The organism is Bordetella genomosp. 13 (assembly GCF_002119665.1).
In the GTDB taxonomy this organism is placed as follows: Bacteria; Pseudomonadota; Gammaproteobacteria; order Burkholderiales; family Burkholderiaceae_B; genus Bordetella.
The window spans coordinates 3,657,732-3,678,164 of sequence record NZ_CP021111.1 but is presented as its reverse complement, the minus strand read 5'-3'; the positions used below and the strand labels follow the sequence as shown (position 1 = coordinate 3,678,164).

General features: G+C 67.2%; 20 protein-coding genes. 5 read left to right on the top strand and 15 right to left on the bottom strand.

The annotated features are described in order from the left end of the window. Positions 1 to 8 precede the first annotated feature (8 nt). The 4 genes from CAL15_RS16480 to ftsB all read left to right on the top strand — a co-directional run bounded on the left by CAL15_RS16480 (position 9) and on the right by ftsB (position 4,303). Positions 9 to 1,661 (top strand): CTP synthase, encoded by a 1,653-nt coding sequence (locus CAL15_RS16480; RefSeq protein WP_086079588.1) that lies wholly within the window; start codon positions 9 to 11, stop codon positions 1,659 to 1,661. Then, positions 1,658 to 2,512: a 3-deoxy-8-phosphooctulonate synthase gene (kdsA, locus tag CAL15_RS16475; RefSeq protein WP_086079587.1), complete on the top strand. Its 855-nt coding sequence runs from the start codon at positions 1,658 to 1,660 to the stop codon at positions 2,510 to 2,512. The genes CAL15_RS16480 and kdsA overlap by 4 nt, the downstream gene beginning before the upstream one ends. Positions 2,513 to 2,541: 29 nt before the next feature. Next, positions 2,542 to 3,828 (top strand): phosphopyruvate hydratase, encoded by a 1,287-nt coding sequence (eno, locus tag CAL15_RS16470; protein ID WP_086079586.1) that lies wholly within the window; start codon positions 2,542 to 2,544, stop codon positions 3,826 to 3,828. A 73-nt stretch (positions 3,829 to 3,901) separates the two neighbouring features. Then, positions 3,902 to 4,303 carry a cell division protein FtsB gene (gene ftsB / locus CAL15_RS16465; RefSeq protein WP_086079585.1) on the top strand — a complete coding sequence of 134 codons (402 nt, stop codon included), beginning with the start codon at positions 3,902 to 3,904 and terminating at the stop codon, positions 4,301 to 4,303. 9 nt (positions 4,304 to 4,312) lie between these two features. Here ftsB and CAL15_RS16460 read toward each other — a convergent pair whose 3' ends face one another. From CAL15_RS16460 to CAL15_RS16435, 6 genes are all read right to left on the bottom strand, one after another. Continuing rightward, on the bottom strand, positions 4,313 to 5,107 hold the full coding sequence (locus CAL15_RS16460) for a hypothetical protein (protein WP_086079584.1): 795 nt from the start codon (positions 5,105 to 5,107) through the stop codon (positions 4,313 to 4,315). Positions 5,108 to 5,202: 95 nt separating this feature from the next. Then, positions 5,203 to 6,120, bottom strand: a complete 918-nt coding sequence (hslO, locus tag CAL15_RS16455) for an Hsp33 family molecular chaperone HslO (protein WP_086079583.1) — start codon at positions 6,118 to 6,120, stop codon at positions 5,203 to 5,205. A gap of 56 nt (positions 6,121 to 6,176) precedes the next feature. Beyond that, on the bottom strand, positions 6,177 to 7,088 hold the full coding sequence (locus tag CAL15_RS16450; RefSeq protein WP_086079582.1) for a dihydrodipicolinate synthase family protein: 912 nt from the start codon (positions 7,086 to 7,088) through the stop codon (positions 6,177 to 6,179). Positions 7,089 to 7,109: 21 nt separating this feature from the next. Next, positions 7,110 to 8,324: a mandelate racemase/muconate lactonizing enzyme family protein gene (locus tag CAL15_RS16445; RefSeq protein WP_086079581.1), complete on the bottom strand. Its 1,215-nt coding sequence runs from the start codon at positions 8,322 to 8,324 to the stop codon at positions 7,110 to 7,112. 22 nt (positions 8,325 to 8,346) lie between these two features. Next, positions 8,347 to 9,393 (bottom strand): porin, encoded by a 1,047-nt coding sequence (locus CAL15_RS16440; protein WP_086079580.1) that lies wholly within the window; start codon positions 9,391 to 9,393, stop codon positions 8,347 to 8,349. Between the two features lie 19 nt (positions 9,394 to 9,412). Beyond that, entirely contained in the window at positions 9,413 to 10,375 is a 963-nt protein-coding gene (locus CAL15_RS16435; protein WP_086079579.1) for a Bug family tripartite tricarboxylate transporter substrate binding protein, read from the bottom strand. Positions 10,376 to 10,503: 128 nt separating this feature from the next. On the opposite strand from CAL15_RS16435, the gene CAL15_RS16430 reads away from it, so the two are divergent. Further along, positions 10,504 to 11,214: a FadR/GntR family transcriptional regulator gene (locus CAL15_RS16430; protein ID WP_086079578.1), complete on the top strand. Its 711-nt coding sequence runs from the start codon at positions 10,504 to 10,506 to the stop codon at positions 11,212 to 11,214. Positions 11,215 to 11,234: 20 nt separating this feature from the next. On the opposite strand, the gene CAL15_RS16425 is transcribed toward CAL15_RS16430, so the two are convergent. The 9 genes from CAL15_RS16425 to prpF all read right to left on the bottom strand — a co-directional run bounded on the left by CAL15_RS16425 (position 11,235) and on the right by prpF (position 20,383). Further along, a complete protein-coding gene (locus CAL15_RS16425) occupies positions 11,235 to 11,756 on the bottom strand; it encodes a gamma carbonic anhydrase family protein (protein ID WP_086079577.1) in 522 nt (173 codons plus the stop codon). A 33-nt stretch (positions 11,757 to 11,789) separates the two neighbouring features. Beyond that, positions 11,790 to 13,460, bottom strand: a complete 1,671-nt coding sequence (locus tag CAL15_RS16420; protein WP_086079576.1) for an acyl-CoA synthetase — start codon at positions 13,458 to 13,460, stop codon at positions 11,790 to 11,792. 136 nt (positions 13,461 to 13,596) lie between these two features. Further along, on the bottom strand, positions 13,597 to 14,430 hold the full coding sequence (locus CAL15_RS16415; RefSeq protein ID WP_198299068.1) for a UDP-2,3-diacylglucosamine diphosphatase: 834 nt from the start codon (positions 14,428 to 14,430) through the stop codon (positions 13,597 to 13,599). A gap of 97 nt (positions 14,431 to 14,527) precedes the next feature. After that, positions 14,528 to 15,055, bottom strand: coding sequence for an RDD family protein (locus CAL15_RS16410; protein ID WP_086079574.1), 528 nt, complete (start codon positions 15,053 to 15,055; stop codon positions 14,528 to 14,530). 126 nt (positions 15,056 to 15,181) lie between these two features. Continuing rightward, entirely contained in the window at positions 15,182 to 15,358 is a 177-nt protein-coding gene (locus CAL15_RS16405; RefSeq protein WP_086079573.1) for a hypothetical protein, read from the bottom strand. A gap of 170 nt (positions 15,359 to 15,528) precedes the next feature. Beyond that, entirely contained in the window at positions 15,529 to 17,154 is a 1,626-nt protein-coding gene (locus CAL15_RS16400; RefSeq protein ID WP_157666677.1) for a THUMP domain-containing protein, read from the bottom strand. 23 nt (positions 17,155 to 17,177) lie between these two features. Then, positions 17,178 to 17,600: a CopD family protein gene (locus tag CAL15_RS16390; RefSeq protein WP_086079571.1), complete on the bottom strand. Its 423-nt coding sequence runs from the start codon at positions 17,598 to 17,600 to the stop codon at positions 17,178 to 17,180. A 123-nt stretch (positions 17,601 to 17,723) separates the two neighbouring features. After that, positions 17,724 to 19,181, bottom strand: a complete 1,458-nt coding sequence (locus tag CAL15_RS16385; RefSeq protein ID WP_086079570.1) for a bifunctional 2-methylcitrate dehydratase/aconitate hydratase — start codon at positions 19,179 to 19,181, stop codon at positions 17,724 to 17,726. An 11-nt stretch (positions 19,182 to 19,192) separates the two neighbouring features. Next, on the bottom strand, positions 19,193 to 20,383 hold the full coding sequence (gene prpF, locus CAL15_RS16380; RefSeq protein WP_086081141.1) for a 2-methylaconitate cis-trans isomerase PrpF: 1,191 nt from the start codon (positions 20,381 to 20,383) through the stop codon (positions 19,193 to 19,195). Between the last annotated feature and the right edge of the window lie 50 nt (positions 20,384 to 20,433).

Here is a 20,433-nt window from a genome sequence, read left to right as displayed (position 1 = left end):
AATTCACGATGACCAAATACGTATTTGTCACCGGCGGCGTCGTCTCTTCCCTGGGCAAGGGGATTGCCGCCGCCTCGCTGGCCGCCATCCTTGAATCCCGCGGCCTGCAGGTCACCATGCTGAAGCTGGATCCGTACATCAACGTCGATCCCGGCACCATGAGCCCCTTCCAGCACGGCGAGGTCTTCGTCACCGAGGACGGCGCCGAAACCGACCTGGACCTGGGCCACTACGAGCGCTTCATCTCGGCCAAGATGCGCAAGGTGAACAACTTCACCACCGGCCAGATCTACGAATCGGTGCTGCGCAAGGAACGCCGCGGCGACTACCTGGGCAAGACCGTCCAGGTCATTCCCCACATCACCAACGAGATCCAGGACTTCGTGGCGCGCGGCGCCGAGGCCGCCTGGAACGGCAACACCGACGTGGCCATCGTCGAGATCGGCGGGACGGTCGGCGACATCGAGTCGCTGCCGTTCCTCGAGGCCGCCCGCCAGATGAGCCTGCGCATGGGGCGCAACAACGCCGCCTTCGTGCACCTGACGCTGGTGCCCTACATCGCCTCGGCCGGCGAACTGAAGACCAAGCCCACCCAGCACTCGGTGCAGAAGCTGCGCGAGATCGGCATCTACCCGAACGCGCTGCTGTGCCGCGCCGACCGCCGCATTCCCGACGACGAGCGCGCCAAGATCTCGATGTTCTCGAACGTGCCTCTGGACGCCGTCATCTCGGTGTGGGACGTCGATTCCATCTACAAGATCCCCGCCATGCTGCACCAGCAGGGCGTGGACAACATCGTGTGCGAGGCCCTGGGCCTGACGCCGCCGCCTGCCGACCTGTCCATGTGGGACAACCTGGTCGACGCGCTGGAGCATCCGCAGAACGAAGTGCTGATCGGCATGGTGGGCAAGTACGTCGACCTGACCGAGTCGTACAAGTCGCTCAGCGAAGCGCTGGTGCATGCCGGCATCCACACGCGTTCCAAGGTGCGCATCGAATACATCGATTCGGAAGACATCGAGACGCGCGGCACCGACCAGCTCAAGCACCTGGACGCCATCCTGGTGCCGGGCGGCTTCGGCAAGCGCGGCACCGAAGGCAAGATCGCCGCCATCCGCTATGCACGCGAGAACGGCGTGCCGTACCTGGGCATCTGCCTGGGCATGCAGCTGGCCGTGATCGAATTCGCGCGCCACGTGGCCGGCCTGGGCGGCGCCAACAGCACCGAGTTCGATCCGGCGGCGCCGCACCCCGTGGTCGCCCTGATCAGCGAATGGATGGACCGCGAGGGCAACATCGAGCGCCGCGACGACAAGTCGGACCTGGGCGGCACCATGCGCAAGGGCGCGCAGCGCTGCCCGATCAAGCCTGGCACGCGCGCGCAAAGCATCTATGGCAACGAAGTGAACGAGCGCCACCGCCATCGCTACGAAGTCAACAACGTGTACGTGCCGCGCCTCGAAGAGGCCGGCCTGGTGATCAGCGCGCGCACGCCCACCGAGAACCTGCCCGAGATGATGGAACTGCCCGACCACCCCTGGTTCGTCGGCGTGCAGTTCCACCCCGAGTTCACGTCCACGCCGCGCGACGGCCACCCGCTGTTCAGCAGCTACATCCGCGCGGCGCTCGAGCACAAGGCGCGCCGCGGCAAGGAGGCATGATGCAACTCTGCGGATTCGAGGTTGGTCTTGGCCAGCCCTTCTTTCTCATCTCGGGCCCGTGCGTCATCGAGTCGCGCGAGATGGCGCTCGATACCGCCGGCCGGCTGAAAGAGATCACCAGCGCGCTGGGCATCCCTTTCATCTACAAAAGCTCGTTCGACAAGGCCAACCGCAGTTCCGGTTCGTCGTTCCGCGGGCTGGGCATGGAGGCAGGGCTGCGTATTCTGGCCGATGTGCGCGAGCAGATCGGCGTGCCGGTGCTGACCGACGTGCATGACGAGACCCAGGTGAAGCCGGTGGCGGCCGTGGTGGACGTGCTGCAGACGCCGGCGTTCCTGGCTCGCCAGACCGACTTCATCCGCGCGTGCGCCGCCTCGCTCAAGCCTGTCAACATCAAGAAGGGCCAGTTCATGGCGCCGCACGACATGGTGCAGGTGGTGACGAAGGCGCGCGACGCGGCCCGCGAGGCGGGCGGCGACGGCAGCAACATCATGGTGTGCGAGCGCGGCGCCTCGTTCGGGTACAACAACCTGGTGTCCGACATGCGCTCGCTGGCCATCATGCGCGAGACGGACTGTCCGGTGGTGTTCGACGCCACCCATTCGGTGCAACTGCCCGGCGGGCAGGGCACATCGTCGGGGGGCCAGCGCGAATTCGTGCCGGTGCTGGCCCGCGCCGCCGTGGCGGTGGGCGTGGCCGGCCTGTTCATGGAAACGCACCCTGATCCGGCCAAGGCCAAGTCCGACGGCCCGAACGCCGTGCCGCTGGACCGCATGGCGGACCTGCTGACATCGCTGGTCGAACTGGACCGCGTCACCAAGCGCAACGGCTTTCTCGAAAACCAATTCTGAAATCGTCCATCGTTCTGGGAACATAAGACATGAGTGCTATCGTCGACATCATCGGCCGCGAAATCCTCGATTCGCGCGGCAACCCCACCGTCGAATGCGACGTGCTGCTGGAATCCGGCGCCATGGGCCGCGCCGCCGTGCCGTCGGGCGCGTCCACCGGCACGCGCGAGGCCATCGAGCTGCGTGATGGCGACAAGGGTCGCTACCTGGGCAAGGGCGTGCTGCGCGCCGTCGAGAACCTGAACACCGAGATCTCGGAAGCGCTGATGGGCCTGGACGCCCAGGAACAGACCTTCGTGGACCGCACCCTGATCGAACTGGACGGCACCGACAGCAAGCAGCGCCTGGGCGCCAATGCCATGCTGGCCGCCAGCATGGCCGTGGCCCGTGCCGCCGCCGACGAGTCGGGCCTGTCGCTGTACCGCTACTTCGGCGGCAGCGGCCCCATGAGCATGCCCGTGCCGATGATGAACGTGATCAACGGCGGCGCGCACGCCAACAACACGCTGGACCTGCAGGAATTCATGATCCTGCCGGTGGGCGCCGCGAGCTTCCGCGAGTCGCTGCGCTGGGGCGCCGAAGTGTTCCACATGCTGAAGAAGCTGATTCACGACCAGGGCATGTCGACCGCCGTGGGCGACGAGGGTGGTTTCGCGCCCAACGTGCCCAACCACGAGGCCGCCATCCAGCTGATTCTGAAGGCCATCACCGAGGCCGGCTACGAGCCCGGCACGCAGATCGCCCTGGGCCTGGATTGCGCCAGCTCGGAGTTCTTCCGCGACGGCAAGTACACCTTGGCCGGCGAAGGCGGCGTGTCGCTGTCCTCGCAGGAATTCGCCAACCTGCTGGCCACGTGGTGCGACAAGTACCCGATCATATCGATCGAGGACGGCATGGCCGAGAACGACTGGGACGGCTGGAAGCTGCTGACCGACCAGCTGGGCAAGAAGGTACAGCTGGTGGGCGACGACCTGTTCGTCACCAACACCCGCATCCTGCGCGAAGGCATCCAGAAGGGCGTGGCCAACTCGATCCTGATCAAGATCAACCAGATCGGCACGCTGACCGAGACCTTCGCCGCCATCGAGATGGCCAAGCGCGCCGGTTATACGGCCGTCGTGTCGCACCGCTCGGGCGAAACCGAAGATTCGACCATCGCCGACATCGCCGTGGCGACCAACGCCATGCAGATCAAGACGGGCTCGCTGTCGCGTTCGGACCGCATGGCCAAGTACAACCAGCTGCTGCGCATCGAGGAAGAATTGGCCGAAGTCGCGTCGTACCCCGGCATCGAGGCGTTCTACAACCTGCGCTGATGCGTGGCTTGCGCCGCCTGCCGAATTGGCGGGCGGCGGCTTCCACGTGCTTGTCGCGCTGCCGAGGAGGCATATGCGCCTGCTGTTGATCGTGCTGGTCGTCCTGCTGGGCCTGATCCAGTATCCCCTTTGGCTGGGCAAGGGCGGCTGGTTCCGGGTGTGGGAACTGCAGGAAGAGGTTGCCGGACAGCGTGAGACCAACGACAGCCTGCGCGCGCGCAACGCCGCCCTGCAGGCCGAAGTGAAAGACCTGGAGACGGGCACCGAGGCGATCGAGGAACGCGCCCGCGGCGAGCTGGGCATGATGCGCGATGGCGAAGTGTTCGTGCACATCCTGCCGCCCGGCGCCACCATCCCCGTGAAGCCCCCGGCGCCAGCCGCCGCCCACGCCGGCGCCAAGCCGCCGGCACGCGGCACGACGGCTGCGTCGTCGCCGTCGCAGACGCGCCCGCCCGGCGCGGCTCCGGTGCGTTGAGCTGCCATTTCAGCACGCATCCTCGGTCGTGCCCACTTGGGAATGCAGCCCATCGGGCCAGAGCACCGGGTGCGATTGCATGTCCATGGTGAGCTCGATCCGAAGCGGCAGCACGCCCGCGGCCCATGCGCGCCGCGCACAGAGACCGCCGTCGGGGCCGGGCAACCCGGCCAGCGCCTGCAGCAGCAGCCGCGCCGGCGGAGACAGGGGTTCGAGCAGATAACGCAGCCGCAATTGCAGCGTGTTGGCCTGGAAGATGGTAAGCCCCGAGCGCGGACCCTTTCCGTCGGGCAGGCCGCGCGCGATATTGCCGGCGTGCTGTTCGGCCTGGTATTCGTTGCGCATGGCCGGCAGAGCCGCTGCAGCAGCCGGAAGCTTCAGGTCGCGCTGTGCGAAGTCGGCATAGGCCTGGGCGCCTGGCCGCGCCACCACGATGCGCCACGGCGCCATGCCGGCACTGGCCGCCGTGCGCGCCAGCGCGGACCTCAGGGTTTGCATGGCCTCGTCTGTGCCGCCCGGCGATGCATAGCGCGGCAGGAGCGCGGCTTCGAACGCCTGCGCGATGACGGAAGGATGAGCATGGCCGGTGGCGCCGGCCCGGGCGGCTTCGGTAAGCGCGGCATAGGCCAGCTGGCGCATCAGTTGCCAATGCATGGCCTCCATCGCGGCCAGTCCCATCAGCAGCACGACCCCCAGCGCGGCGGCCGACTCGGCCAGCGCCGCGCCACGCTGGCGGCGAGCCAAGTGCAATGGTGGGCGATGTGTGGGTATGCGCATGATGCCGGCCAGTTTGCCGGCCATCATGTGCGGCGTCGATTGTGGAATCTACGCCTGGCCTTGCAGGGCGCTTATGCCTGGCGGCGCCGGACCGAGGCCGGGGCGCGGCCGGCGCCGCAAGCCTAATGCACCGTAGGCGGATTCTGCTGCGGCATCGGCGTGCTGGGCGCGAACAGGCCGGCGCAGTCCACCGGATCGAACGTATAGGGCTTGCCGCAGAAGTCGCACGACACTTCCACCTTGCCCTGTTCTTCGAGGATGTCGCGCACTTCGGCCTCGCCCAGCGAGCGCAGCATGCCGGCGACGCGCTCGCGCGTGCATGGGCAGTGCCAGCGCACCGGCATGGGCTCGAAAGCGGTCAGCGTCTCTTCCCAGTACAGGCGGTGGATCAGGGTATCCACGTCGGTCTGCAGCAGTTCGTCGGCGTTGACCGTCTCGGCCAGGTGTACCGCGCGTGCCCACGAATCGGATTCGGCGGACTCGTGCATCATTCCACCCTGGTCGGGCAGGCGCTGCACCAGCAGGCCGGCCGCATGCGCGGCGTCGGCCGCCAGCCACAGGCGCGTGTCCAGCTGCTCGGAGGCCTTCATGTAGTGTTGCAGCGCCTCGGCCACCGTTTCCCCCTCGAGCGGCACGATGCCCTGGTAGGCCTGCTGGCCGGGCACCTTGCGCGCGGGATCCAGCATCACCATGAACCGGCCTTCGCCTCGGGCATTCAGCAGAGTCTGCATGGTGCCCGTCTCGGGCACCGCATGGCCCTCGCGCACCTTGACGGTAGCGCGCAGGCTGAGATCCGAACGGCATTCGACTACCAGCAGCGCGATGGGGCCATCGCCATGGATTTGCAGCAGCAGAGACCCGTCGAACTTGATGTTGGCCGCCAGCAGTGTGGACGCCGCCACCAGCTCGCCCAGCAAGCGCTTGATGGCCGGGGGATACTGGTGATGCGCCTGCGCTTGCTGCCAGGTATCGTGCAGCCGTACCGCCTGAACCCGGACTGTACGGTCTTCGAACAGGAATTTCTTGAGCGAATCGGTCATGCAGGCATCTTAGCCGATTGCCGTCTGCCTGCGCGCCAGGGGGCGGGCCGATTGCGTCAGTCGCGCCAGCCGTCCAGCAAGGATTGCAAAGTCCGCGATGCCTCGTCGGTAAGGGGCCAGGCCGCGGGAGGGCGGGGCGCGCCGCAATCCTGTCCCAGGTACTGCAGGGCCGCCTTCACCACGCTGACGTTGCAGCCGTTCTGTTCTTCGGCGCGCAGCGATTCGAAGTCGCGCATCTGGTCGATCAACGCACGGGCGCGGGGATAGTCGGCGGCCTCGAGCGCCTGGTGGATGGCCACCGAATGCGCCGGCTTCACGTTGATCAGCCCCGAGGTGAAGCCGCGTGCGCCCATGGCGTACAGCGGCGGCGCCCAGATCTCGGCCAGGCCGCATACCCAGGCCAGGTCCAGGTCGGCCGTGCGCCGCATGGCTTCGGCCATGACCAGCGGGGTCGGAGAGGCCCATTTGATGCCGGCCACGCCAGGCAGCCGGCACAGGTTCTCGATGGCGGCCAGGCCGATATTCTCATTGCGCAGGTAAAGCATGATGGGCAAGCCGTCGCCCGCCTCGGCGACACGGCGGATGTACTCCACCGCCCCACGCGGCGAGACGAACGGGTCCGGCAACTGATGCACCATCAGGCCGCTGGCGCCAGCGCGCGCGGATTCCCGGGCCAGCCGGCAGGCCTGTCCGATGTCGCGGCCCACGCCGCCCAGCACCGGCACGCGGCCGGCCACCTGTTCGGTGGCGGCGTGCGCCATGGTGACCGTCTCTTCCGGCGACAGGCCATAGAACTCGCTGGTATTGCCGTTGACGACCAGGCAGTGCACGCCGGCCGCGACGGCGCGGTCGATGATGGGCGACAGGCCCTGCGGCGCAAGCCGGTCCTGCGCATCGAAAGGCGTGACCAGAATGCCGGAAATGCCGTTCAGCGCGGCGCGCAACTGCGGGAAAGCGAAAGCGGACATGACTATCTCCAGTGGATGGGTTCAGGCTGCGCTGCGCCGGACGACGGCATCTTCGCGGGATTTGAGGCCGGGCGCCAGTTCCGTGCCCAGGCCGGGCGCGCAGGGTTGGGCCAGGAATCCGCGGTCCAGCGTGGGCAGTTCGGTGACCAGGTCGCGGTAGAAGCCGGCCAGGAAGGCGCGCACGACTTCCTGGAAGATGGCATTGGGGCTCGCGAAGGCCAGGTGCAAAGAGGCCATGAGCACGACCGGCCCGGTGCAGTCGTGCGGTGCGATGGGCTTCTGGTGGGCATCGGCCAGGCTGGCGATCTTGCGCGCTTCCGATATGCCGCCGCACCAGGACAGGTCCAGCATGACGATGTCCAGGGCGTCGCGCGCGAGCAGGTCGCGGAACGAGGCCTGGCCGGCCAGGGTCTCGCTGCCGCACACAGGGATCCCCGCATGGCGCCGATAGTCGGCCAGCGCGCCCGGACTGTCCATCTTGATCGGATCTTCCGCCCAGAATGGCCGGTACTGGCGCAGTTCGCGCGCGATCGCCAAGGCCGAGGTCAGGTTCCACATCGAATGGAATTCGCACATGACCTCGATGCGGTCGCCCACCGCAAGACGAATCTTCTCGAAGGCCTCCAGCCCGGCCCGCATGTCGAGCGCGCTGACGAACTGGCCGTCGGTGCGGGCCGCCGCCCCGTCGAACGGCCAGATCTTCATGGCCGTATAGCCTTCGTCCAGCAGGCTTTGCGCCAGCTCGCCCGGCGCCTCGATGAAGGCGACCTGGTCGTCATAGCGGCCTCGCGTGGCCTGCGTGCCCTTGTCGATGAAGCGGCGCTGGGCGCTGCGGCTGTTGTAATCCACGCCGGCGCAGGTGTTGTACGTCCGCATGCGCTCGTGGCAGGCCCCGCCGAGCAACTGGTGGATGGGTTGGCCGGCGCGCTTGCCGGCCAGGTCCCACAGCGCGATGTCCACCGCCGAAGCCGCGCGCATTTCCACGCCGCTGCCGTTGTAGCCCAGGTATCCGCGTGCCAGCGTGCGCTGCAGCCGGCTGATGTGGCGCGCGTCCTGGCCCAGCAGCAGGGGCGCGGCCATGCTGTGCAGGTAGGTCTCGACGGCCTCGGCGCCCCGGAAGGTTTCGCCCAGGCCGACCTGGCCGTCGCGGGTGTGGATCTCCACCCAGATCAGGTTCGGATAGTCACGCAGTCGCGTGGTTTCGATGGCGGTGATTTGCGAGTCGGTGTTTTGCATGTGCGAGTGCAGGCTGAGTAGGCTAGAACATGTGGCGCAGGCCGATCTGGAACCCGGTGGTCGATTGCCCGGGTTCGGTGACCGACCGGCTGCGCGAATCGGGCCAGAGGTTGTAGCGGGCGCGGTCCCCGTTGTGCAGATAGGCCAGCGAGGTATAGGCGGTAGTGCGCTTGGACAGCGGATAGGTGTAGCCCAGGGCATATACCGAGGCACGGCTGCCGGCTTCGTGGCGCAGGTTGCGCGAAGTCCACGACAGGCGCACCGTGCCGCTCTGCAATCCCGTCGTCAGGCCGAGCATGTGACCGAAGGCCGTGGCCTCGCCCTCGAGTTTGTTGTGCAGCAGCATGCCATGCAGCTTGAAGTCGCCGAAATCGTAGACCGCTCCCAGGAACACGGTGTCCTGGCTGCGCGCACGCAGCCCACCCTCTGCATTGGGGCGCGCCAGCTGCGAGCCTTCCCAGGACAGCGCCGCGTACAGTCTGCCCGCTGCATACTCCAGACCCAGGGCTCGGCTGCGCGTCACGTCCAGGCTGCCCGACCAGTTGTTGGCGAAGCTGTACATCGCGCGCGCCGTGAACCCGCCGAGCTTGGGCGAGATGTACTGCACCGCATTGTCCTTGTGCGACAGCGTGCCTCGGTTGGCGTTGCCGGCATTGACCTGCATGAGATTCTGGATGAGCCCGTTCATCGAGCGCTGGAAAGGATCCAGGCGGCCGGTCAATGTCACCGCCGGCGCGAACTGTCCGCCGATCTGCACGTTGCCTGCCGGTCCGGCCCAGCCCACGTACGACTCGCGATCGAACAGTGCGCCGCCGCCACGGCCGGTGTTCGGCTGGAAGCCGGCCTCGATGCGGTAGTAGGCACGCTGTTCGCCGATCTGTTCGGTGCCTTGCAGGCCCCAGTAATTGGTGTCGCTGGCCATGTTGACCGACGAGGCGCCGGGCAGGCCGCCGCCGCTGCGGTTCAGGTATTGCACGGTGAGGTCCATGCGCCCATACAGGGTTGCCGTGCTTTGCGCCCACGCCGGCGCCGCCGCCATCGCCAGGGCGGCGAGAAGAACTGCTTTCATGATGTCTCCAGTCCTTCGCCTAGTGGGCACTGATGCCTTGCGCCTTGATCAGCGCGGCCCAGCGATCGTGTTCCTGGCGCATGAGTTCCTGCATGGCCTGGGGCGAGCCGCCCAGCGTCGCGAAGCCCGCCGCCTGCAGCGCGGCACGCGTCTTTTCCTGCTTGAGCGCGGCGTCGAAGGCCTGCACCAGCTTTGCGACGACGGCATCCGGCGTGGCCCGCGGCACGGCGATGCCGTACCACGGCTCGACGACGAAATCGGCATAGCCGGATTCGCGTAGCGTCGGCACGTCGGGCAGGTTGGGCGAGCGCGTTCTGCCGGTGACCGCCACGGCCGTGACCTTGCCGCTCTGCACGAAAGGCAGGATGGACGGTTCGTTGTCGAAGAACACGTCGACCTGGCCGCCCAGCAGATCGTTGATGGCGGGGCCCGAGCCCTTGTAGGGCACGTGCAGCAGGTCGACGCCTGCCTGCTTCTTCAGCATTTCGCCCGCGAGATGGTTCGACGCGCCGATGCCCGACGAGGCATAGGAAAGTTCGCCGCCCTTGGCGCGCCCCACCAGCTCTTTCAGCGACGCGATGCCGGTGTGCTTGCCCACGGTAAGCACGTTGACGGACGAGGCGATCAGCACGACCGGACGGAAATCCTTGAACAGGTCGTACCCCGAGTCACGGTACAGGCTGGGATTGACGGCGCAGTTGCCGAAGCTGCAAAGCAGCAGGGTGTGGCCGTCCGCCTGGGCCCGGGCCGCCAGCGCGGTGCCGATGTTGCCGGTGGCGCCGGGGCGGTTTTCCACCACTATCGACTGGCCGAGCGCCTGGGCGGCAGCGGTGGCCACGAGGCGGGCGATCATGTCGCCGCTGCCGCCGGGAGGAATGGGGGCGATCAGCCTGAGCGGGCGGTCGGGAAAATCTGCAGCATGGGCGCCGTGGCAGGCCAGGGCCAGCGTCGCCGCCAGCAGGGCCAGATACTTCCGGAACATGGGTTGTCTCCTCTTTTGGTTGGAATGCGGCGCGAATATTGGCATATCATATGATGATTGTAAAGCGCGAGGCGTGGCGCTTTCAGCCCTGTGATAAAGTGCGCTGACCTTTTCCGCCCCAGTCAGGTATGCCAGCGATCCGCCCCAAAAGCATTCACGATCAGATCGTCGACACGCTGGGTCGGCAGATCGTGTCGGGCGAGTTTCCCGCGCACAGCCAGATTCCCACCGAAATGGTGCTGGCCGAAAGCCTGGGCGTGGGACGGCTGGCGCTGCGCGAGGCCATGAAGGCGCTTGCGGCGCGCGGACTGGTGGTGATCCGGCCCAAGACCGGTACGCAGGTGCTGCCGCGCGAGCACTGGAACCTGTTCGATCCGCAGGTGCTGGGATGGCACGTGCAGAATCCGCTGGACGACAAATTCCTGGAAGACCTGATCGAATTGCGGCGTGCCATCGAACCGGCGGCGGCGCGGCTGGCCGCCGCACGTCGCGACGGCGGCGACCTGGCGCGCATGCGGGCGGATTTCGAGGGCATGGTGGCCGCGCGCACCCGTGACGACTACATCGCCGCCGACCTGGCTTTCCATGGCGCCTTGCTGCGAGCAAGCGGCAACCAGTTCATCCGCCAGCTCGACGGCGTGCTGTCCCGCGTCCTGCGGGCCAGCTTCACCGCATCGCGCGGCACGCATGTGGCCGACGGCAAGGCGCTTGCGCTGCACGAGTCCCTGCTGCTGGCCTGCGAGGCGGGCGACGAGGCGGCGGCCCAGGCTGCGGTCGGCCGCCTGATCGACCGCGCGGTGACGAACATCCAGGCCAAGGCCAGGCGTCCGCGCGCCTGACCAGCACCGCAAGGCCCGCTTCAGCCGATGCGCTTGAGCGCCGTCTTGTAGTGCTGGCCGCGCTCTACGTAATGCTTGTTGTTGGCGTGCATGCCGGCGATCTCTTCGGCCGACAGCTCTCGGACCACCTTGCCGATGCCGATCACCAGCGAGTTGTCGGGAATGATGCGGCCTTCGGGGATGATGGCGCCGGCGCCGATCAGGCAATTGCGGCCCACCACGGCGTTGTTCAGCACGATGGCCTGCATGCCGACCAGCGCGCCGTCCATGACGGTGCAGCCGTGCAGCATGGCCTGGTGGCCTACGGTCACGTTCTCTCCCACGGTCAGCGGACAGCCTTCGTCCACGTGCATCACGGTGGACTCCTGGATGTTGCTGTTCCGGCGGATCACGATGGGTGCGTTGTCGCCGCGGATGGAGACATGAGACCAGATGCTGACGCCGGCCTCGAGCGTGACATTGCCGATGATGTCCGCGCTGTCTGAGATATAGGCCGAGGGGTCGATTGAGGGGACGAGATCGTCCAGTTGATAAAGGGGCATGCAGTCGGTCTCCGTCGTGGCGCGCAGCCGACGTCAGGCCGTGCCCGAGGCGGCGCGCGCGCGTTCTTCTTCGCGGCGTCGCAGCACCGCACGCTGGATCTTGCCGGTGGTGGTCATCGGCAGTTCGTCCAGGTACTCGATTTCCTTGGGGTATTCGTACGGCGCCAGGCGCTCGCGCACGTGGTCCTGCAGCGCCTGCGTGATGGCCTCGGGCGGCTGCGCGGCGTATTCGGCGGTCAGCACCACATAGGCCTTCACCAGCGCGCCGCGTTCGACATCGGGCTTGGGCACCACGGCGGCATTGGCCACCGCGGGGTGTCCCAGCAGGCAGCTTTCGATCTCTCCGGGGCCGATGCGGTAGCCGGCCGACTTGAAGACATCGTCAGCGCGGCCCGCGTACCACAGATAGCCGTCGGCATCGATGCTGGCCAGGTCGCCGGTGCGGCACCAGTCGCCGCTGAACTTGGCTTCGGTGGCGATGGGATTGCGCCAGTAGCCCAGGAACATGACCGGATCGGGATGGCCGTGGATGTCCATGCGGTTGACGGCGATCTCGCCGACTTCGCCCGTCGGCACCTCCTGGCCCAGTTCGTCGATGACGGCCACGCGGTGGCCGGGATAGGGCCGGCCCATGCTGCCCGGCCGGGCAGGCCAGCGCCGGCTGCTGTTGCCGACCACGTAGTTCATCTCGGTCTGGCCGAACATTTCGTTGGGCGTCACGCCCAGCGCCGATTCGCACCAGGCGAACACGGTCTCGCCCACGCTCTCGCCCGCACTCATCAAGGCGCGCAGGGCAAGCTTGTAGCGCTCGCGCGGCTGCGGCACCGTCTTCATCATCATCTTGAGCGCGGTGGGGAACAGGAAGGCGTTGGTGACCTGGTAGCGCTCCATCAGTTCGAAGGCGCGCTCGGGGCTGAAGCGTCCGCGGGTGCCCACGATGGGATGGCCGAAATACAGCGTGGGCAGCAGGGCGTCCATCATGCCGCCGGTCCAGGCCCAGTCGGCCGGCGACCAGAACACGTCGGCGGGCCGAGGGAACCAGTCTTGCGAGGCCACGAAGCCGGGCAGGTTGCCGATGAGCGCGCTGTGCGGCAGCAGGGCGCCCTTGGGCGCGCCGGTGGTGCCCGAGGTGTACAGCAGGATCGCGGGGTCGGAGGCGCGCGTCATCACGCGCTTGAATTCGGAAGGCTGGCGCGCCAGCAGGCTGCGCCACGGCAGGACGCGTTCGTCCGCGAAGCCGATGCCGATGATCTGGTGCAGTTGCGGGCAATTGTCGCTGACGCCCAGCAGCTGCGCGCTTGAAGCGTGGTCGACGATGGCGACGTGCGCTTCGGAGTCGCGCAGCCGCGACTCGAGGGCCTCGGGGCCGAACAGCGAGGACAGCGGCAGCACGACGGCGCCGACGCTGTAAATGGCCATGTGCGCCACCACGGTTTCGGGGCGTTGTCCCAGCACCACACCGACCCGGTCGCCGGGCTCGACGCCCATCTTGATCAGCCCGTTGGCCAATTGGTTGGCGGCTTCCGCCAGGCGCGCGTAGGTCCAGACCTCGCGGTTGCCGGCTTCGTCTTCATAGTAGATGGCGATGCGACGTGATTCCGGCGCGCTGACCGCCCAGCGATGGCAGCAGGCTTCCGCGATATTGAACTGGGTGGGTACCAGCCAGCGGAATGATTGGTAGAGCGCCTCGTATTGGTCGTTCATGGCCCTATGGAGTAAGCGCGCGGTGGCTACGGATGGGGGACCGCCGGTCTCCCCAACCGCAAGCATGACCTAGAGGGACGTGAACTGCAACATGCCTCGGTCCCAAACAAGGGACGTATAAGGGTTTATACGGATGCTACTTGCTGGAGCGGCCGATCGCGGAAGGCAGATCGGGCAGCGCCAGCGAGGGACGGCCGCGCGCGGGGCTTTCGCGCTGGGCCAGCACGCTGGCCCAATCCAGCAGTTGCAGGGTGCCGTCCTGCGATTCGGCCAAGGCCGACAGGCTTTCCACCCAGTCGCCGTCGTTGCAGTACAGCACGCCGTTGATGTCGCGCAGTTCGGGCTTGTGGATGTGCCCGCAGACCACGCCATCCAAGCCGCGGCGGCGCGCCTCGCCCGCCAGGGCCTCTTCGAAATTGGTGATGAACGACACCGCGTTCTTCACCTTGTGCTTCAGATATTGCGACAGCGACCAATAGTGCAGCCCCATGCGGTGCCGCAGGCGGTTGAAATGGTTGTTCAGCCACAGGGCCAGCTGGTAAAGGGAGTCGCCCAGATGCGCCAGCCACTTGCTGTGCTGGATCACGCCGTCGAACTGGTCGCCGTGCAGCACCAGCAGTTTCAGTCCCTTGGCGGTGACGTGCACTTCTTCGTCGAGGATTTCGATGTCGCCGAAGGCGTAGCCGATGAACTCGCGCGCGAACTCGTCGTGGTTGCCCGGGATGAACACCACGCGGGTGCCGTTGCGGGCCTTGCGCAGGATGCGCTGCACCACGTCGTTGTGCTGCCTGGGCCAGTGCCAGTGCTTGCGCAGCTGCCAGCCGTCCACGATGTCGCCGACCAGGTAAAGCGTGTCGGCGTCGTTGTGGTCAAGGAAATCGAGCAGGAACTGCGCTTTGCATCCACTGGTGCCCAGGTGGATGTCGGATAGCCATAATGTGCGCCAACGCGTCGATTGGATGTCGTTCACCGCGATTTTCCGTTCAGCCCGTGTTGCCTAGGCATGAGACCAGCCGGGCATGACGCGGGCATGAAACTTCGGTGACCACTATGTGACGGATGTGTCCCTATCCTTGGTTCAGGGGGCGCTTGGGTTTGGGCGGCGCGTTGCGCAACCGGGTTCCCGCCAGGCGGTCGTGCAGGAACTGTTGGTCGGCATCGACCCAGGTCCAAAGGAAAGACACGAAGGGCGCCACGACCACCAGCATGTCCACCGAGGGCCAGCCGGTAATCGACGAACCCAGCCAGATCAGCGCGATGGCGGCCAGCATCAGAGGCCAGATCAGCACGTAGCGCAGCACCAGGCGGAAAAGAGTGGGCGGCTTCCCGTCGCGGTCGACCAGGCGGATGTGCCAGGTCTTCATGGGCAGCGTCTGCCCGCCGCGCCGCCAGCACAGCACGAAGTACACGCCAATGACCAGGAACAGCCACGCCTGGCGCTCGGGCCGCAGCGCCAGGCCATGGCGGCTCTGGGTCAGCGTATCCATCAGATAGGTGGCCAGGAACACCACGCCGAACAGCAATACGCCTTCATACATCATGCAGGCGAATCGCCGGGCGCGGCTGGGCGTGGCGGAAAGGTCCAGGGTGTCCATGGCCGCGTATTATCCCGGCATGCGGCATTTTGGCAACAGTGCCGCAGGCAAAAAAAACCCGCCGGTTAGGGCGGGTTGAGAAAGGGGCTATGCAGCCCCCAAGGGGAAATCGGTACTGACGCCGTATCAGGCGGCGTGGGCCTCGGCGGTGTTGCCCGCTGTGGGCCGGAACGTGCGGACCAGCTTGCGCAAACCGGCGAACAGGGCACGCAGCGGATGCGGGCGGAATTGTTCCTGCATGGCTTGCAGCATCAGCTGGCGTTCGAGTTCGTCGCTAAGAACGACTTGGTGGGTATGGATCACGGTGGTCCGCTGGTTTGCGGTCTTTCGTCTAGGGTTAACCCGGATTTTAGGGTTAACCCTGGATTTATGCAAGCCATTGGTGCACAAGGCGCGATCCTGGTGCTGATAATGCCCCAACTCGGCACAACTGGGCGTGGCAACCCCACTGGTGGTGTGAGATTGCGGCCGTTTTACAACGCGTCTTCGTCTGCGGGCGGTGTGTCGGACGTGCCGGAGCGGGGGCCGTCCCGGTAGCTGCTGGCGACCAGCTCGAAGCCGAACAGGCGGCAATCCAGCGCGCCGTTATGCAGCGGCGTGCGCCGCAGCGGCTTGAGACGCATGCGCTGCGGCAAGGTCATGTCGCTGGAGATGACGTGCAGCTGCCAACCGGCGAAGCGGCGCTTCAGGCATGCGGCCCAGTCGCGCCACAGTTCGTGGTCGTGTTCGTCCATGCGCTCGCCGTACGGCGGGTTGGTGACGATCCAGCCGGTGTCGGCCGGCGGCTCGATGTCGCGCGCGTCGCCGACCTCGAATCGAATGGTGTCTTCCGTCAGCCAGGCGCGCTCGGCGTTGGCGCGGGCGAACTCGATGGCCTGCGGATCGATGTCGTAGCCGACCAGCGGCGTGTCCAGCTGCGGCAGGATGCGGGCTCGCGCGTCCTCCTTCAGGTCGCGCCAGCGCCGCGCATCGTGGCCGCGCAGGCGTTCGAAACCAAAGGGCCGCGAGATGCCGGCCGGCACGCCCAGCGCGATCCATGCCGCCTCGATCAGCAGCGTGCCGCTGCCGCAGAAGGGATCCAGCAGCGCCGCGGCGGGGTCCCAGCCGGCCAGCGCCAGCATGCCGGCCGCCAGGTTCTCCCGCAACGGGGCCTCGCCCTTGTCCAGGCGCCAGCCGCGCTTGAACAGCGACTCGCCCGAGGTGTCCAGATACAGGGTGGCGGTGTTGCCAGAGAGGAACAGATGCACGCGCGCATCCGGCCGCACCGTATCGATGTCGGGGCGCGCGCCCTCGCGGTCGCGCAGCCGGTCGCAGATGCCGTCCTTGGCGCGCAGGTTGCAGTACTGCAGGCTGCGTACCGGGCTCTTGATGGCCGAGGTATCCACGCGCAGCGTCTGTTCCGCGCCGAACCAGCGCTCCCAGGGCGTGGCGTAAGCCAGATCGAGGATGTCGTCCTCGTGCGAAATCTCGGCTTGCGCGACCTGCGCGAGGATGCGGGTGGCCAGCCGCGAATACAGATTGGCGCGCTGCACGCCGGCCCAGTCCGCCGTGAAGCTGCAGCCCGCCCGGCCGATGACGGCATCCTCGAAACCCAGCGCCTGCATTTCGGCGGTCAGCGCTTCCTCCAGACCCTGCGGACAAGGAGCGAAGACGCGGTAGGTCTCGGCGGGGCCCGACCGTTCACGCGGCCCGCGCCGCGGGGCATGGTGCGCGCGCGTCTCGGGGGCGGGGCTGCCGATCTCGGGCGGCTCGTCCCATTGAGGCGCGTCGGCCGGCAGGTCGTCCCACGCAGCGCCCGGCGGCGGAAGCAGTTCGTCGGCGTCTGGCATGCCGGCGGTCCTGGCTCCGGCTCTGCGTGACCCTGTCCACGGACCGCCGCGGCCCGCGTCGTCTCGCGGCACGGCCGGCCCGCCGCGCACGGGGACGGCGGGCGCATGTTGCAGGCGGTCGTCCTTCTCGCGTCCGCGTTCCTGTTGCGCCACCGTGCGCGCCCGGGCGCCGCTGCGCTTGCGGCGCGGCGCGTGCTCGTCCGCGGCGGGTTGCGCGGGCTTCGAGATGGAGAGGGTGCGGCGCGGGCGGCCTTGATCGTCGGAAGACATGCGGATTGGGCGTGAGGCTGGGATTAGAAGGGTTTGACGACGACTAGCACGACTACCAGCACCAGCAGCAGGACGGGAACTTCGTTGAACCAGCGATAGAAAGTATGGGAGCGGGTATTGCGGCCTTGTTCGAACTTGCGCAGCATGACCCCGCAGGCGTGATGGTAGCCGACGATGAGCAGCACCAGCGCCAGCTTGCCGTGCATCCAGCCGTTGCCCGGGCCCAGGCCTATGCCGTATCCCACGTACAGCCACAGGCCCAGCAACACGGCCGGCACGGCCAGGAGCGTCATGAAGCGATAGAGCCGGCGCGCCATGCCCAGCAGACAGGACTGGACCGCGGGATCGGATTGCTGCGCGAGGTTCACGTAGATGCGGGGCAGGTAGAACAGCCCGGCGAACCAGGACGCGATGAATACGATGTGAAAGGCCTTGACCCACAGCATGGCGTGCGCGCTCCGCGGAAGTAATCCCGTATTGTAAGGAATGGGCGGATGGGGCCGTGCCGGGCCGGGCGCATGACGACGCGAGCCGCGCCGGGCCGCAGCGCCAGCCGTCCTGCGGCGCTGCTAGATCACGTAAAGGTCGACGTACTCGTGGACCGGCATGGCCTCGAGCGCTGCCTGGTCCAGCGACACGCCGAGTATGCGTTGCTGCTGCCGGGTGGGGAATACGCGCGCGAGATTGGTGCGGAACTTGGCTTCCAGCAGCGGAATGCCGTCGACGCGGCGGCGCTTGTGGCCGATGGGGTACTCGCAGACAATCTCGTCGAGCCGGGCGCCGTCCTTGAATTCCACCGTCAGTGCATTCGCAATCGAGCGCTTGTCGGGATCGTGGTAGTCCCGCGTGAAAGCCGGGTCCTCGACGCAGACGATACGGTCGCGCAGCGCGTCGATGCGCGGGTCGGCGGCCACGTCGTCCTCGTAGTCCGCCGCGGTCAGGCGGCCGAACAGCAGGGGCACGGCCACCATGTACTGGATGCAGTGGTCGCGGTCGGCCGGGTTGTTCAGCGGTCCTTTCTTGTCGATGATGCGGATGCAGGCCTCGTGGGTCCGAATGGTGATGCGCTCGATATCGTCCGCGCGCCGGCCGGCGGCGGCCAGCATGCCGTGGATCTGCATGGCGCATTCCACCGCGGTCTGCGCATGGAACTCGGCGGGGAACGAGATCTTGAACAGCACGTTTTCCATCACATAGCTGCCGTAGGGCCGCTGGAAACTGAACGGTTGTCTCTTGAACAGCACGTCGTAGAAGCCCCAGGTCTTGGCGGTCAGGACCGATGGGTAGCCCATCTCGCCCGTGCGGGCGATCAGCGCCAGGCGCACCGCGCGGCTGGTGGCGTCGCCGGCAGCCCAGCTCTTGCGGCTGCCGGTGTTGGGCGCGTGCCGATAGGTGCGCAGGCTCTGGCCGTCGACCCAGGCGAGCGACACGGCATTGATGACCTCTTCGCGCGACAGGCCCAGCATCAGCGCCACCACGGCGGTCGACGCCACCTTGACCAGCACCACGTGGTCCAGGCCGACCTTGTTGAAGGAATTCTCCAGCGCGATGCAGCCCTGGATCTCGTGCGCCTTGATCATGGCGGTCAGCACGTCGCGCATGGTCAGCGGCGCGCGGCCCGAGGCCACCGCGTTGCGCGAGAGCCAGTCCGCCGTGGCCAGGATGCCGCCCAGATTGTCGGACGGATGGCCCCATTCGGCGGCAAGCCACGTGTCGTTGAAATCGAGCCAGCGGATCATCGCGCCGATGTTGAAGGCGGCCTGCACCGGATCGAGCTGGAACTGCGTGCCCGGGACCTTGGCGCCATGGGGTACTACCGTGCCGGGCACGATGGGTCCCAGCAGCTTGCGGCAGGCCGGGTATTCCAGCGCTTCGAGCCCGCAGCCCAGCGTGTCGATCAGGCAATTGCGGGCCGTCTCGTAAGCCAGCGGGCTTTGCACCTGATAGTCGAGGACGTAGTCCGCGATGTCGGTCAGTACCGCGTCCCAGGGCGGGCGCTGGGCGGAAGGCGCGTTGGCGTGGCTCATGGTCGCGCTCCTCAGAGGGTGTCGGCGGGGACCCGGACGTAGCCTTCCATCAGGACGCGGGCGCTGCGGCTCATGATGGCCTTGGTGACCTTCCATTGGCCGTTCTCCAGGCGGGCCTGCGCGCCCACGCGCAGCGTGCCCGACGGATGGCCGAAGCGCACCGACTCGCGTTCGCCGCCGCCGGCGGCAAGGTTGACCAGCGTGCCCGGTATCGCCGCGGCTGTGCCGATGGCCACCGCGGCCGTGCCCATCATTGCGTGGTGCAGCTTGCCCATGGACAGCGCGCGCACGCGCAGGTCGATGTCGCCGGCCTCTACCTGCTTGCCGCTGGAGGCGGTGTAGCCGGCGGGCGGGGCGACGAAGGCGATCTTGGGCGTGTGCTGCCGCGTGGCCGCCTCGGCGAGCTCCGAGACCAGGCCCATGCGCAGCGCGCCGTGCGCGCGCAGCGTCTCGAACATGGCCAGCGCCTTCACGTCGCTGTTGATCGCGTCCTGCAGTTCGCTGCCGGTATAGCCGATGGCCTCGGCGTTGACGAAGATGGTGGGAATGCCGGCGTTGATCAGCGTGGCCTGCAGCGTGCCGATGCCCGGCACCTCGAGCGTGTCCACCATGTTGCCGGTGGGGAACATGGCGCCGCCTTCTCCCTCGCCCTCGTCGGCTGGATCCAGGAACTCCAGCTGCACTTCGGCGGCCGGGAAGGTGACGCCGTCCAGTTCGAAGTCTCCGGTTTCTTGAACCTGGCCGTCGACGATGGGGATGTGCCCCAGGATGGTCTTGCCGATGTTGGCCTGCCAGATGCGGACCACGGCCGTGCCGTTGCGCGGAATGCGCGCCGGGTCGACCAGCCCGTTCGTAATGGCGAAGGCGCCGACCGCGGCGCTGAGGTTGCCGCAGTTGCCGCTCCAGTCCACGAAGGGGCTGTCGATGGACACCTGTCCGAACAGGTAATCGACGTCGTGATCGGGCCGCTGGCTGCGGTCCAGGATGACGGTCTTGCTGGTGCTGGACGTGGCGCCGCCCATGCCGTCGATCTGCTTGCCATAGGGGTCGGGGCTGCCTATCACGCGCAGCAGCAGCGCATCGCGCGCGGGGCCGGGGACCTGCGCCGCGGGCGGGAGGTCTTGCAGACGGAAGAACACACCCTTGCTGGTGCCGCCGCGCATGTAGGTGGCGGGAACACGGATTTGGGGAAGGGAAGCCATGATCGTAGATTCCTTGCGCACTGCGGCGGCGCCGCCCGGCGCCGCCATGA

What these genes read in the sequence shown, in the direction of transcription:
- CAL15_RS16420 (WP_086079576.1), bottom strand. Translation starts at nt 13,460, where the DNA reads ATGAACGACCAATACGAGGCGCTCTACCAATCATTCCGCTGGCTGGTA.
- CAL15_RS16425 (WP_086079577.1), bottom strand. Translation starts at nt 11,756, where the DNA reads ATGCCCCTTTATCAACTGGACGATCTCGTCCCCTCAATCGACCCCTCG.
- CAL15_RS16480 (WP_086079588.1), top strand. Translation starts at nt 9, where the DNA reads ATGACCAAATACGTATTTGTCACCGGCGGCGTCGTCTCTTCCCTGGGC.
- ftsB (WP_086079585.1), top strand. Translation starts at nt 3,902, where the DNA reads ATGCGCCTGCTGTTGATCGTGCTGGTCGTCCTGCTGGGCCTGATCCAG.
- CAL15_RS16400 (WP_157666677.1), bottom strand. Translation starts at nt 17,154, where the DNA reads ATGTCTTCCGACGATCAAGGCCGCCCGCGCCGCACCCTCTCCATCTCG.
- kdsA (WP_086079587.1), top strand. Translation starts at nt 1,658, where the DNA reads ATGATGCAACTCTGCGGATTCGAGGTTGGTCTTGGCCAGCCCTTCTTT.
- CAL15_RS16445 (WP_086079581.1), bottom strand. Translation starts at nt 8,324, where the DNA reads ATGCAAAACACCGACTCGCAAATCACCGCCATCGAAACCACGCGACTG.
- CAL15_RS16440 (WP_086079580.1), bottom strand. Translation starts at nt 9,393, where the DNA reads ATGAAAGCAGTTCTTCTCGCCGCCCTGGCGATGGCGGCGGCGCCGGCG.
- eno (WP_086079586.1), top strand. Translation starts at nt 2,542, where the DNA reads ATGAGTGCTATCGTCGACATCATCGGCCGCGAAATCCTCGATTCGCGC.
- CAL15_RS16390 (WP_086079571.1), bottom strand. Translation starts at nt 17,600, where the DNA reads ATGCTGTGGGTCAAGGCCTTTCACATCGTATTCATCGCGTCCTGGTTC.
- CAL15_RS16430 (WP_086079578.1), top strand. Translation starts at nt 10,504, where the DNA reads ATGCCAGCGATCCGCCCCAAAAGCATTCACGATCAGATCGTCGACACG.
- prpF (WP_086081141.1), bottom strand. Translation starts at nt 20,383, where the DNA reads ATGGCTTCCCTTCCCCAAATCCGTGTTCCCGCCACCTACATGCGCGGC.
- CAL15_RS16460 (WP_086079584.1), bottom strand. Translation starts at nt 5,107, where the DNA reads ATGATGGCCGGCAAACTGGCCGGCATCATGCGCATACCCACACATCGC.
- CAL15_RS16450 (WP_086079582.1), bottom strand. Translation starts at nt 7,088, where the DNA reads ATGTCCGCTTTCGCTTTCCCGCAGTTGCGCGCCGCGCTGAACGGCATT.
- CAL15_RS16410 (WP_086079574.1), bottom strand. Translation starts at nt 15,055, where the DNA reads ATGGACACCCTGGACCTTTCCGCCACGCCCAGCCGCGCCCGGCGATTC.
- CAL15_RS16385 (WP_086079570.1), bottom strand. Translation starts at nt 19,181, where the DNA reads ATGAGCCACGCCAACGCGCCTTCCGCCCAGCGCCCGCCCTGGGACGCG.
- CAL15_RS16435 (WP_086079579.1), bottom strand. Translation starts at nt 10,375, where the DNA reads ATGTTCCGGAAGTATCTGGCCCTGCTGGCGGCGACGCTGGCCCTGGCC.
- hslO (WP_086079583.1), bottom strand. Translation starts at nt 6,120, where the DNA reads ATGACCGATTCGCTCAAGAAATTCCTGTTCGAAGACCGTACAGTCCGG.